The 13,026-nt window shown below is 71.3% G+C and carries 9 protein-coding genes; 3 read left to right on the top strand and 6 right to left on the bottom strand.

Going from position 1 to position 13,026, the window contains the following annotated elements; translation table 11 throughout:
• The 4 genes from CM1CMNOD_RS06710 to CM1CMNOD_RS06695 form a co-directional block, all read right to left on the bottom strand.
• On the bottom strand, window positions 1–1,130 hold a 1,130-nt coding region (locus tag CM1CMNOD_RS06710), incomplete at its 3' end, for a 4-alpha-glucanotransferase (protein WP_207387471.1).
• The gene (locus CM1CMNOD_RS06705) at window positions 1,120–2,715 is read right to left on the bottom strand and encodes a HAMP domain-containing sensor histidine kinase (RefSeq protein ID WP_013872915.1); all 1,596 of its coding nucleotides are present in this window, start codon (window positions 2,713–2,715) and stop codon (window positions 1,120–1,122) included. The genes CM1CMNOD_RS06705 and CM1CMNOD_RS06710, both read right to left, overlap by 11 nt.
• Window positions 2,716–3,081: 366 nt before the next feature.
• Window positions 3,082–3,825 (bottom strand): response regulator transcription factor, encoded by a 744-nt coding sequence (locus tag CM1CMNOD_RS06700; protein ID WP_043603195.1) that lies wholly within the window; start codon window positions 3,823–3,825, stop codon window positions 3,082–3,084.
• Between the two features lie 206 nt (window positions 3,826–4,031).
• Window positions 4,032–5,318: a mechanosensitive ion channel family protein gene (locus CM1CMNOD_RS06695; RefSeq protein ID WP_013872913.1), complete on the bottom strand. Its 1,287-nt coding sequence runs from the start codon at window positions 5,316–5,318 to the stop codon at window positions 4,032–4,034.
• 317 nt (window positions 5,319–5,635) lie between these two features.
• On the opposite strand from CM1CMNOD_RS06695, the gene CM1CMNOD_RS06690 reads away from it, so the two are divergent.
• Window positions 5,636–6,151, top strand: a complete 516-nt coding sequence (locus CM1CMNOD_RS06690; RefSeq protein ID WP_013872912.1) for an HNH endonuclease — start codon at window positions 5,636–5,638, stop codon at window positions 6,149–6,151.
• A gap of 79 nt (window positions 6,152–6,230) precedes the next feature.
• On the opposite strand, the gene CM1CMNOD_RS06685 is transcribed toward CM1CMNOD_RS06690, so the two are convergent.
• Window positions 6,231–8,363: an ATP-binding SpoIIE family protein phosphatase gene (locus CM1CMNOD_RS06685; protein ID WP_241245618.1), complete on the bottom strand. Its 2,133-nt coding sequence runs from the start codon at window positions 8,361–8,363 to the stop codon at window positions 6,231–6,233.
• Between the two features lie 271 nt (window positions 8,364–8,634).
• Here CM1CMNOD_RS06685 and CM1CMNOD_RS06680 point away from each other — a divergent pair, with 271 nt between their 5' ends.
• Both CM1CMNOD_RS06680 and CM1CMNOD_RS06675 read left to right on the top strand, forming a co-directional pair.
• Entirely contained in the window at window positions 8,635–10,383 is a 1,749-nt protein-coding gene (locus CM1CMNOD_RS06680) for a glycoside hydrolase family 13 protein (RefSeq protein WP_013872910.1), read from the top strand.
• Window positions 10,384–10,482: 99 nt separating this feature from the next.
• Entirely contained in the window at window positions 10,483–10,896 is a 414-nt protein-coding gene (locus CM1CMNOD_RS06675) for a globin (protein WP_013872909.1), read from the top strand.
• A gap of 303 nt (window positions 10,897–11,199) precedes the next feature.
• On the opposite strand, the gene ettA is transcribed toward CM1CMNOD_RS06675, so the two are convergent.
• Window positions 11,200–12,882 (bottom strand): energy-dependent translational throttle protein EttA, encoded by a 1,683-nt coding sequence (gene ettA, locus CM1CMNOD_RS06670; protein ID WP_013872908.1) that lies wholly within the window; start codon window positions 12,880–12,882, stop codon window positions 11,200–11,202.
• Window positions 12,883–13,026: the final 144 nt, after the last annotated feature.

Below are 13,026 nucleotides of genomic sequence, written 5' to 3'. Positions count from 1 at the left end.
AGCCCACCATGTTCCGGGCTGCTGTCCGCGGGTTCGACGGCCACCAGCCCGGTATCCGCGGGCTCGCCGTCCCGCGGCTCGTCCGCCGGCGGTGGGTCGGCGGCGGCCGCGGCGCGGGCGGTGGCGGCGAGCTGGTCGACCCGGGTCCGGGTGGCGGCGTCCGCCCGGGCGTATTCGGGCAGGTCCTGCGGATGCAGGTACAGCGGGGAGGCGAAGCGTCGGCTCGCCGGAAAGTACGGGGACGGTTCGACGGGAAACGTCGGGGCGGCCGCGTGCAGCGGATTGACCAGCAGCACGTCGGCGCGCCCGCCCTCCTCGCCGCCGGACCAGGCCGCGAGGTCGGCGAGGTCGGCGTAGTCGCCCATCCCCCACGAGCCGGCCGACCGCAGCGCGTACAGCTGGATCATCCATCCCCAGGCCCGGCCGGGAACGGCCCCGGCCGGGCCGGGCACCGCGTCCGGCACGACGACGAGCTGTGCCGTGGCTGTGACGGCACCGGCCCGCAGCCGCAGCACATGATCGCCCAGTGGCAGGCCCGCGGGCAGGGCCAACGGGACGCCGAGGAGTTCCCGGCCGTCGACCCGCCGCCGCCCGACGGTCGCGCCCCATCCGGTGAGGTCGCGGCGCCCACCGTCCTCGAGCTCCAGCTCGGCGACGGGGACCGTGCCGGCGGGCACCCGCGCGATCACCGGCGTGGGCGCGGACCGCCGTACGATCACACAGGCGGGCAGCGGACGCCGCCACGGCGCGTCACGAGCCGTGGCAAGGGCCGCGGCCGGGTCCGCCGTGTCGACGTCGAGCAGGCCGAGCACCGCCCGCACGACCTGCGGGTCGACGGCGACCTCCCGGTCGTCGGCGTCGACGTAACGGGTGGCGACGCCGTACACGTCCGCCAGCTCCGCCAGCGGCGGGTCGATGCCGCCGGCCCGGACGGCGCGGCCATTCCCCGCGGCCTGGCCAGCGGGGCCGCTGCCGGCACCGCTGCCGGCGCCCGGACCGCTGCCGCTTCCTGCGCCGGTCCCCCTGTCGGTGCCGTTCCCGATACCGGCATCGGGACCGGTGCCGGTATCTGAGCCGCCGCTACTGTCAGTGCTGCTGCCGGTGCTGCTGTCGCTGTCGTCAGAGGCCACGGCCGAATCCTCTCGCCCGCCGGGGCCCGTGGTCGGACGCCCGGGCGAACCCGGCCGGCCCTGCCGAGCTGACCTCGTCCCAACCGCCGGGAAGACCACCGTCGCTGCCCGCCTCGAACGGTGCCGACCACAACACGTCCCCGGGAACCGGCAGTGACAGCCGCATGCGCGCGCCTCCGCGCGGAGCCTCCTCGGCCCGCACGCTTCCGCCGTGCATGGCCGCGGCATCGGCGACGATGGCCAGACCCAGCCCGGAGCCGGGCAGCCCGCGCGCGGACGCGGCGCGGTAGAACCGGTCGAAGACCCGCAGGCGCTCCTCCGGCGCGATGCCCGGACCCTGATCGGTGACGACGACCTCGCCGTTCCCGACAGCCACCAGCACCTCACCCTGCGGAGGGGAGAACTTCACCGCGTTGTCGAGCAGGTTCGTCACAGCCCGTTCCAGCATGTGCGGCCGCCCGTCGACAGGGGACGAGACCGCGGTCACCACGATCTGGACGTTCTTCGCCTTGGCCCGCCGGCGTACCCGCTCCGCCGCGGCATGGACGATCTCGGTCAGGTCGGTGCGTTCCACGTCCTCGGGGGGAGCTTCGTCGCGGGCCAGTTCGACCAGTTCGCTGACCAGCCCGCTGAGTTCCCGGATCTGGGCGTCGACGTCACGCAACAGGGCGTCCCGGTCGTTCGCGGGCAGCGCGCGCCGCGGGTTGGCCTCCGCCCGCAACAGCAGTTCGATGTTGGTGCGCAGGCTGGTCAGCGGGGTGCGCAGCTCGTGGCTGGCGTCGTCGACGAGCTCGCGCTGGCGGGCCCGGGATGCCTCCAGTGCCCGCAGCATGCTGTTGAGGCTGCTGGCCAGCCGGGCAATCTCGTCACTGCCAGTGACAGGTATCAGCGCGGACAGGTCCTGGGTGCGGGCCACTTCCTCGGCGGCGGCCGCGGCTGCGTTCACCGGTTTGAGGGACGCCCGCGCGATCAGCCTGCCCAGCAGCACCGCCCCGGCCACGCCGGCCACGCCCACCCCCAGCAGGATCAGCCCGAGGGTGCGCAGCGTCCTGTCGACGTCGGCCATGGGTCGGGCCAGCTGGATCGCGCCCGGGGTGCGGCCGGGGACGAACAGCAGGGGAACGGTCGCCACCCGGTAACGCGCACCATCCACGGTGACGGTACGCAACTGTTTGTCCGTGACCCCCTCGGCCACGGCGAGGTCGGTGTCGTTCACCGGCAGCGTCACCGACTGCCCCGCCCAGGTGGCCGTGCTGCCGTCCTCGAGAATGATCTGGGCCGGCAGGCCGAAGTTGGATCCGGTCAGCCATCGCGGGCCGCGAGCGCCCGGTGGCATGCTCGGCATGACCGTCCGGGCCACCGCCTGGGCCTGCTCGGTCAGCTGGTCGTCGATGGAGTTGTTGAGCACGATCCCGGTCGAGGCGAGCGCCACGCCCGCGACCACGGCCACGACGGCGGCCACCGCGACGCCGATCAGCACCACCATCCGGTTGCGCAGCGACAGATGGCTGTGTGCGAAACGCCGCCGCCAGGATGTCCTGTCCGCGGCGGCGTGTCCGGGACTTCCGATTCCGGCCGTCTCCACCGGCGCCCCCTGTTGCCACCCGGTGGTGTCCGGGCCGGGCCAGGCACTCATCCTGACCGCGCCGTCATGCCGGCGCCTTCACAACAGGCCAGAGCGTGACCGAGCGAGACGCGGCCGAGCGGGGCGCGACCGGCCAGGAGGCGGCGGGCCGGGACGTGACGGGCCGGGAGCCGGCCCGGTCACGGCGGCCGGGACGTCGTCCGTGCCTGTCCAACGCTTCCTCCCGCCGTCCGTCACACCCGGGCCTGCCGTGTCACCGGCGGCCGTACCCGCCCATACCCTCCTCGCATCGCACCATCCGTCACGCCGTACCGTCCGTCACGCCGTACCGTCCGTCACGCCGTACCGTCCGCGGCGCGCTGCCGGTCATGCCGTCTCCCGCAGGACATAGCCGACCCCACGGACCGTGTGCAGCAGCCTGGGCTCGCCGCCGGCCTCCAGCTTGCGGCGCAGATAGCTGACAAACACCTCAAGGGAGTTCGAGGACGGACCGAAGTCGTAGCCCCACACCCTCTCCATGATCGTCGAACGTGACAGCACCTGGCGCTGATGGGCCAGGAAGAGCTCGAGCAGGTCGAACTCGGTCTTGGTGAGGGTCAGCTCACGGTCACCACGGGTAACCTGCCGGCTGCCCGGGTCGAGCCGGACGTCGGAGAACGTCAGCACCTGCGGCCGCCCCGGGCCGGGGCCGGCGGAGTCCGCGGACCCGCCGGCGGCCACCGCGGCGGCGCTGGCCGCCCGGGCCGACAGCGACGCCCGGCGGGTGAGGGCACGCAGCCGGGCGAACAGCTCCTCCAACGCGAACGGCTTGACCAGATAGTCGTCGGCCCCGACGTCCAGACCGCTCACCCGGTCGGCAAGCCCGTCACGGGCAGTAAGCATGAGGACGGGTAGGTCGTCACCGCGGGCCCGCAGCCGCCGGCAGGCCTCCAGGCCGTCCACCCGCGGCATCATCACGTCGAGCACGACGATGTCCGGCCGGTCGCGGGTGACGGCGTCCAGCGCCTCGGCGCCGTCCTGGGCGGAGCTGACCTCGTAACCTTCGAACCTCAGCGACCGTTCGAGGGACTCCCGGACCGCCGGCTCGTCGTCGACCACCAGTACACGCACATCACACAGTCTGCCCGGCCCACACCGTGGCGGGAGCCGGTGCGAGCAACTCTCAGCTTCGCCTACCGTGATCCTTATCAGCGGTTCAGCTACCAGCCGTGTACCGGCCGCGCTCCCGCCGGTCGTGCTCCCACCGACCACGCTCCCCCGGCCGTCCGGCCCCGATGGCGGAGCCGGCACGGCCGTGGAGCGCCGCGCAGGCGGGCTCAGCTGGAGCCGGACGCCGGACCGGATGACCGGCCGACCGGTGAGCGCGCGGGTCGGGGCAGCTCCGCGATGGGCCCGCTGTCGGTCACGTTGGCCGCCGCCCGCGGGTCGGCGCCGCCGTCCTCCTCCTCGTCGGCGCCCGGCCTCTTCTCCTCCTCATCATCGTCGATCATGACGACCTCGCTGCGCTGGACGCTGCCGAGTTCGATGCCCTCGGCGTCCAGCGCCGCACGGAAGCGCTCCCGCAGGGCGCGGGCGATGTCCCACTGCTTCAGCGGCTGGGTCTTGACGATGACGCGCAGTGTGTAGCCGTCCGCGGTCATCGTCTCCATCCCCCACACCTCGGGTTCTTCGAGGATGGCGGCGGCGAACCGCGGATCCGTCCAGAGCTTGTCCGCCGTCCGTTTGAGGATCCGCTTGGCCGTGGCCACGTCGGTGTCGTAGTCGAGCGGTACGTCGAGCACTGTCCGTGCCCACTGCTGGCCCTTGTTCCCCACCCGGGCGATCTCGCCGTTGCGCACGTACCAGACGGTGCCCTCGACGTCGCGCAGGCGGGTGACGCGCAGGCTGACCGCCTCGACGTTCCCACTGACCGGCCCCACGTCGATCACGTCGCCCACCCCGTACTGATCCTCCAGCAGCATGAACATGCCGGCCAGGAAGTCCCGGACGAGGTTCTGCGCGCCGAAGCCGACCGCGACACCGACGATCCCGGCGCTGGCCACGATCGGCGCGAGGTTGATGTCCAGCTCGCCGAGGATCGTCACGAAGGCGATCCCGAAGACGATGATGGACGTGACGCTGCGCAGCAGCGATCCGACCGTCTCGGCGCGCTGCCGGCGCCGCTCCAGCAGCACGGTGGGATCGCCGAAGGCGCCCAGCAGCACCGTGCGCCCGGAACGCAACAACCCTCCCGAGTTCCCGCTGGAGGCCCGGCGGGTCGTCCGGACGATGAACCGGTGCAGCAGCGACCGGATGAGGAAGGCCGCCACCAGGATCAGCACGATCTTCAGCGGGGTGCCGACGAAGACGTCGGCACCCCCGGCGAGGTACTGACTGTGGGTGATGTCGTAGACCGTCCGGCACAGCACCCCGGGCTGGTCTCCGCAGGCGTTCTGCAGCGCGTTCCTGAGCTGGTCCAGGCTGGACGGCGGCGGGATGTCGGTCGGGGTCGGTACGGGCGCGCTCACGGACGCGGCGGGCGATGGCGCCGCGCTCGACGCCTCGGCCGCCGAGGGCAGTAACGACCCGAACGACTGGGCAAGCAGGAACGGGGAGTTGGCCACGGCCTCCAGTCAGCTCCTCACACGTGATCGGTTGGCGAATGTTCCGATGGACGTCCCCCGGGGATCCGGCCGCGTCCAGTCTTACCTGTGGGCGTCAGCCCCCGGACGAGGGGGCTGACGCCCGGCTATGACGCGCCGACGACGATCTGTCACACTGAGCGTGTGAAACACGAGCCGAGTTGCGCGGTGTGTCAATGATTACCTGACGACAATCGCGAACCCACTCGCGTTCGGGGCCCGAAGGCGGTTGACTGTCTCAGTGTCACCGGTGGCTAGCTTGTGACGGCCGCCATCCGGTAGGGCGAGGAGGTCGGCGCGTGACAGAGGCGCTGGTTCTCAATGCCACGTATGAACCGTTATGCGTGGTTTCACAGAGGCGTGCGCTGGTGCTCGTGCTCACCGAGAAAGCAGTCATGGTCGAGCCCGGGGACAAGGTTCTCCATTCGGCCACGTACACGGTCGAGGTGCCTGTCGTTGTGCGACTGGCCCGGTTCGTCCGTGTACCTTACCGCTCGCAGGTCCCCCTCACCCGCAAAGGGGTGCTAGCTCGGGACCATCACCGTTGCGTCTACTGTGGTGCGCCGGCGACATCGCTGGATCACGTCATCCCCCGCTCCCGCGGGGGCGCGCATGTATGGGAGAACGTGGTGGCGGCCTGCGGCCGCTGCAATCATCTGAAAGCCGACCGGGCAGTTGCCGATCTCGGTTGGCGGCTTCGCACGGCGCCTCGAGCGCCGAGCGGAGCCGCTTGGCGCATTCTGGGCAGCCGTCGGATGGATCCACGCTGGTCGCGCTATCTCAGCTCCGACGGCGACGAGGCCGCGTCCGCCTGACCTCGGGCGGACGGCCGGCCTCGCCGGGGTAACAGCGTCCTGTCGAGATGGCAGCGTCCGTCGGGGTGGCAACGTCCCGTCAGGGTGACGGCGTCCCGTTGGTGTCGCCGCTCGCCGGGATCGCCAGATCGAACCACACCCGTTTGCCGTCGCCAGTGGTTTCCACACCCCACCCGCGCGCGAGCATATCGACGATCTTCAGGCCCCAGCCCGACTCCCCGTCATCGCCCGAGACCCGTCGAGGCATCCGGGTACCTTCCCGATCATCGACGCTGACCCGTAACCGGTCCCCCTCCTGGTGGACGCGTAACACCAGATCGCTGCGGGCGTGCAGCACCGCGTTCGTCACCACCTCGCTGACGAGCAGCAGGGCGTCGTCCGCGACAGCGGCGAGACGCCGCCCGGTGAGGACCCGCCCGACCACCGAACGGGCCCGGACTGCCGACTCGGGCTCGGCCGGCAGCGCCACGTCCACCAGCGCCGGCCGGGACGGATAGGTGGTCATCACCAGCAGTGCCGTGTCGTCGTCGGTCTGCACGGCCACCCCGGCGGCGGCCAGGCACCGGCGCAGCAGCGCCCGCGCGGAACCGGACGAAGAAGCCCCCGCGGCGGGCACCCCGGCGTCCACCGCCGCCATACCCTCTCCCGTGCACCCCGCCGTGCCCTCCGCCGTGCACTCCGTCGCGTTCTCCATCGCCTTGGCCAGCCCGCGGCGCAGCCGGTCCATGCCGTCCTCGAGCGGACGCCTGCGCGACTCGACGAGCCCGTCGGTGTACAGCACGATGCCGGAGCCGGGCGGAAGCTCCAGCGACGTCTCCGAGAACACCCCGACACCGCCGACGCCGAGCGGCAGGCCCGGGTCGAGGACCAGGTAGTCCGGCTCCTCGTCGGGCATGACCAGCAGCGGTGGCAGATGCCCGGCGTTGGACACGGTGGCCCGCCGGGCCGCCGGGTCGTAGACGATGTACATGCAGGTCGTCAGGTGCAGCCCGGGCAGCGAGTCCACCACCCGGTCGAGCCGGGTGAGCAGTTCGGCCGGCGGCCAGTCCTCCAGCGCGTACGCCCGCAACGCCGCCCGCAGCTGCCCCATCACCGCGGCGGCGTGCAGGCCGCGCCCCATCACGTCCCCGATCGCGATCCCGACCCGGCCGCCGGGCAGCGCGATCACGTCGTACAGGTCGCCGCCGGCCTCCGTCCCGGCCGTTCCGGGGCGGTATTCCATCGCGATCTCCACCCCGTGCAGCGCAGGTGGGTTTTCCGGCAGGAGCGAGCGTTGCAGGGTGAGCGCGGACTCCTGTTCGACGCTGTAGAGCTGCGCGTTGTCGAGCGCGGCCGCCCCCCGCCGGGCCAGATGCTCGGCAAGGCTGATGTCGACGGGGGTGTACGTCTCCGAGCGGCGCAGCAGGGTGACAGCGCCGAGCACCCGGCCATGCCCCGGCATCGGAACGGTGATGATCGGCCCCTTCAGGAAGTCGGGGAAGGGGATGTCCGTCATCCCCGTCGGGGACATCCGCGCCAGCAACTCGTCGGTCAGGTACGGCATGTACCAGGTCTGGCCCGTCCGCAGGACGAGGCCGGGCCCGTCCTCGCTGTCCAGCGTCGGCAGCCGGGAGGGGAGGAAGTCACGCAGGAACCCGGCGGCCCGGCTGTCGCGGTGCATGATCGTGCCGAGGCGTACCTTCTCGCCGTCCCGGAGGAAGACGATGACGCCGTCACCGAGCCGTGGTACCGCCAACGCCGCGATCATATCGATGATCCGCTGTGGGTCGAGGGATCTCGACAGCACCAGCCCGGCGTCGGACAGATAACCCAGATGCTCCAGCTCAAGCCGGTCGGGGACCCGCTCACGGGGACGGCCCAGGATCTGGCGCAGCGGCATCTGGCCCAGTGACCAGGTCTCCCGGCCGATCTCGGCCAGGACGGCTCCGAGCCGGCCCGCCGCCGTCCCGGTACGCGCTGCCCCCGTCCGGCCAACGGTCGCCCGGCCAGCGGTCGCCCGGCCGGCGTCCGGCTGGACCTCGTCCGGACGGACGGGGCCGCCCACCGTGCCGCCGGCTCCGGCCGCGCCGCGGGCGGCCGGAGCGCGGCCGGCCCCGCTGTTCCCACCGACGTCGCTGGCAGCGCCGGCATCGCCACCGCCGCCGGCGACGAATCTACCGCTGAACGTACGGCCGCTCAGAACGCCGCCGAGGCGTCCGGTTCGCTCATACACAGCCTGCCGGACAAGCACGAACGGACTGCGCACACCTTTTGAAGTCAGTTGATAACGTGCCGTCACCTCCTCCACCTGGCGAAGTCTAGTTCGGTTATCGGATACCGTGCCTGGCGACAGCCTCCTCAGCAGCCGGCCGAAGGCGGTTCGATCATTCGATATTCCGCGTCCGAAAGCCATCCTCACGATCGCCGGAAGGATCCGACGACGTTCGACGACGTTCATCGAGAGACGCCGGACAACGACAAATCCCCCGGGATTGGATGAGGCCATGGCTGACTGGTGGCTCGACGCAGTGCTGTACGAGGTCTACATCCGCAGCTTCACCGACTCCGGCTCCGACGGGGTCGGTGACCTCGCCGGCATCACCACCCGCCTGCCCTACCTGCGCGACCTCGGCGTGGACGGGATCTGGATCACTCCGTTCTACCGTTCCCCCATGGCCGACCACGGCTATGACGTCGCCGACCACCGTGCCGTCGACCCGCTCTTCGGCGACCTGGCCGCCTTCGACGCGCTGCTCACCGAAGCGCACCGGCACGGGCTGAAGGTGCTCGTCGACCTCGTCCCGAACCACTCCAGCAACGCCCACCCGGCCTTCCGCGCCGCGCTGGCCGCCGGCGCCGACGCACCAGAACGGGACCTGTACATCTTCCGCGACGGACGCGGCGCGGACGGCGACGAGCCACCCAACAACTGGGTGTCGGTCTTCGGCGGGCCGGCGTGGACCAGGGTCGCCGACGGCCAGTGGTACCTGCACCTGTTCGCGCCGGAACAGCCCGACTGGAACTGGCGGCACCCCCGCGTCCGCGACGACCACGACGCCACCGTCCGGTTCTGGCTCGACCGCGGCGTCGACGGCTTCCGCATCGACGTCACCCACGGCCTGATCAAGAACGACCTGCTGCCGGACAACCCGCCGCCTCCGCCCGACGGCATCCCCTTCTTCCGCGAGCGGGCCGAGCCCCACCACTGGGACCAGGAAGGCGTGCACGAGATCTACCAGCGCTGGCGCGCGATCGTCGAGGACTACCGCCGCCGCGACGGGCGGGCCAGGATGCTCGTCGGCGAGACCTGGGTGGCCGACCCCCAGCGGCTGGCCCGCTACGTGCGTCCCGACGAACTGCACCTGACATTCGCCTTCTCACTGCTGACCGCCTCCTGGTCGGCGCCGGCCTGGCGGACGGCGATCGCCGCGGACCTGGCCGCCACCGCCGAGGTGGGCGCGCCCACCACCTGGGTGCTGGCCAACCATGACGTCACCCGGCCGGCGAGCCGGTACGGCAGCGGCGAGACCGGCCTGCGCCGGGCCCGCGCCGCGCTGCTGACCCTGCTCGCGCTGCCCGGCCCGGTCTTCCTCTACCAGGGCGACGAACTGGGCCTGCCCGAGGTGGACGTGCCGCCGGCATACCGGCAGGACCCCGTCTGGGAGCGCTCCGGGCACAGCCGTCCCGGCCGGGACGGCTGCCGGGTCCCCCTGCCCTGGTCGGGGCAGCGAACGCCGTACGGGTTCAGCGCGGACGGCGTGCCGCCGTGGCTCCCCCAGCCCGACGGCTGGGCCGAGCTGACCGTTGCCGCGCAGGCGCCCGACCCGCTGTCGACACTGGTCCTGGCGCGTGGGGCGCTAGCGTTACGACGGGCGCTGCCCATGCTCGGCGCCGGCCGGCTGCGCTGGCGCGACGACACCCCGCCCACGGTCCTGGCCTTCGACCGCCCGGCGCCGCCGAGCGCCTCCGACGCACCGCCGGGCGCTTCTGGCGCGCTGTCCGGGGCATCCGACGCACCATCCGGCGCGACCGGCGCATCGTCGGAGACGTCCCACACGCGCCGCCCGGCCGACACCCTGCCGGGCACCTCCGGCGTGACCGGCCTGACCTGCGTCATGTCCACCGCCGACGCAGAGGTCGACCTGGTCATACCCGGACGTCTCGTCCTGGCCAGCAGCCCGGTCGGCTACGACGGAACCACCCTCACGCTCCCCCCGGACACGACGGTCTGGCTCGCGCCGCACCCCCGCTGATGCGGCGGGCAGCAACCGATGATCTGAAAAGATGCCGTTGGCCGCATCGGGGATGCCGTTGACCGCATCGGGCTCGCTGCCCACGATCCGTCCAGCACAATGGTCGCTGTGACCCAGCAACCGTCCGCGGCCCGTCCGACAGACACCTTCTACGACGCGGTAGGAGGCGAGGAGACCTTCCGCCGGCTGGTAGCCCACTTCTACGCAGGGGTTGCCGAAGACCCGTTGCTGCGCCCGCTCTACCCGGAGGGGGACCTCTCCGGCGCGCAGGAGCGGCTGCGGATGTTCCTCGTCCAGTACTGGGGCGGGCCGTCGACCTACAGCGAGCAGCGCGGGCATCCCCGGCTGCGACTGCGGCACGCGCCGTTCGCGATCGGCCCCTCCCAGCGGGACGCCTGGCTGGTCCGGATGCGGGCTGCCGTCGACGAGCTGAACCTGCCCCCGGAGCACTTCCAGCCCCTCTGGGACTACCTGACGATGGCCGCCAACTCCCTGGTCAACCGCCCGGCGTAACCCCGGCAAGCACGCTCGTACCCACCTTAAGTACCTTAGGTAACGGGCCGTAATGGACGCCGCCCATGCGTCGGTGGGCACTGGCCGGCGGGCACTCACCGCGAAGAAGATCCGCACGATTCCGCACGATTTTGTCACTGTGCACGCAGAAACGTCCGAAAAGCGTACACAGCAACAAACTCGTGCCAATCATGGCCTGTGCGGGTGGTTGCGGACGGAATTCGCGCACCACCCGGCCGGCGCCGCTGGGAGGAGAATTCTTTTGCCCTCGTCCCAGCAGCCGCGCGGTGGCGGCCCCGGGAGCTAGTCCCGGGTGAGTTTGCGGTAGGTGACCCGGTGGGGACGGGCCGCTTCGGCGCCCAGGCGGTCGACCTTGTTCGCCTCGTAGTCCGCGAAGTTCCCCTCGAACCAGAACCAGCGGGCCGGATCGGCGTCTGTGCCCTCCCAGGCGAGGATGTGGGTGGCGACACGGTCGAGGAACCACCGGTCGTGCGAGATCACCACCGCGCTGCCGGGAAACTCCCCGAGGGCGTCCTCCAGGGAGCGCAGGGTCTCGACGTCGAGGTCGTTGGTCGGCTCGTCGAGGAGCAGCAGGTTGCCGCCCTTCTTGAGGGTCAGTGCGAGGTTGAGCCGGTTGCGCTCCCCGCCGGAGAGGACACCGACGGGTTTTTGCTGGTCAGGCCCTTTGAAGCCGAACGACGACACGTAGGCGCGGCTGGGCAGCTCGACCTTGCCCACGACGATGTGGTCGAGCCCGTCGGAGATGACTTCCCACACGTTCTTCTTCGGGTCCAGGCCCGCACGGTCCTGGTCCACATAGGAGATCCTGACGGTCTCCCCGATGGTGAGCTCACCGGCGTCGGGGGCCGCCTGGCCGGTCAGCAAGGTGAACAGGGTGGTCTTGCCGACGCCGTTCGGGCCGATCACGCCGACGATGCCGCCGCGGGGCAACGAGAACGACAGGTCGTCGATGAGGAGCCGGTCGCCGAAGCCCTTGCGCAGCTTCTTCGACTCGATCACGACGCTTCCCAGGCGCGGGCCGGGCGGGATCTGGATCTCCTCGAGGTCACGGGGACGCGCCCTGTCGGCCTCGGCCGCCAGTTCCTCGTATCGGGAGAGTCGCGCCTTGCTCTTGGCCTGGCGGGCTTTCGGGTTCGAGCGCACCCACTCCAACTCCTGGGCGAGGACGCGCTTGCGCTTGGCGTCCTTGCCACCCTCGACCTTGAGCCGAGCGGCCTTGGTCTCCAGATACGTACTGTAGTTTCCCTCGTACGGATAGGCATGACCGCGGTCGAGCTCAAGGATCCAGCCGGCGACGTTGTCGAGGAAGTAACGGTCGTGGGTGACCGCGAGCACGGCTCCCGCGTAACGGGCCAGATGCTGCTCCAGCCAGGCGACGCTCTCGGCGTCCAGATGGTTCGTGGGCTCGTCCAACAGGAGCAGATCGGGGGCTTCGAGCAGGAGCTTGCACAACGCGACCCGGCGCCGTTCTCCGCCGGAGAGTCTGGTCACGTCGGCGTCGCCGGGAGGCAGGCGCAACGCGTCCATCGCCTGGTCGAGCTGGCTGTCGAGCTCCCAGGCGTTCGCCGCCTCGATCCTGTCGATGAGGGCCGCCTGCTCGGCGAGGAGGGAGTCGAAGTCCGCGTCCGGCGCGGCCATCTTCTCGTTGATCTCCTCGTACCGGGCGAGGACCGCGCGGATCTCCCGGACGCCGTCCTCGACGTTGCCGCGGACGTCCTTCGTCTCGTCCAGCGGCGGTTCCTGCGCGAGCATGCCGACGGTGGAGCCGGGGCTCAGCGTCGCGTCCCCGTTGCTCGGCTGGTCAAGACCAGCCATGATTTTGAGCAGCGACGACTTGCCCGCGCCGTTCGGACCGACGACGCCGATCTTCGCGCCGGGCAGGAACGACAGGCTGACGTCGTCGAGAACGACTTTGTCACCGTGGGCTTTGCGCACTTTGCGCATCTGGAAGACGTACTGCGCCATGCGGTCAACCTTATGGGTCTGGTGGGCCTGTCGGTCCGGCGGACCCACTGACCGGGTGAATTCGGACGGATACCGCGGGACGGCCGTGGCCCGGCCCGCTCGGGCTACACCCCCGTCCGTTCGCCACTTGTCCGCCTACCCCGT

The organism is Protofrankia symbiont of Coriaria myrtifolia (assembly GCF_900634755.1).
GTDB lineage: Bacteria > Actinomycetota > Actinomycetes > Frankiales > Frankiaceae > Protofrankia > Protofrankia coriariae.
The sequence above is the reverse complement of the archived record's forward strand: the minus strand, read 5'-3'. Positions and strand labels throughout refer to the sequence as shown.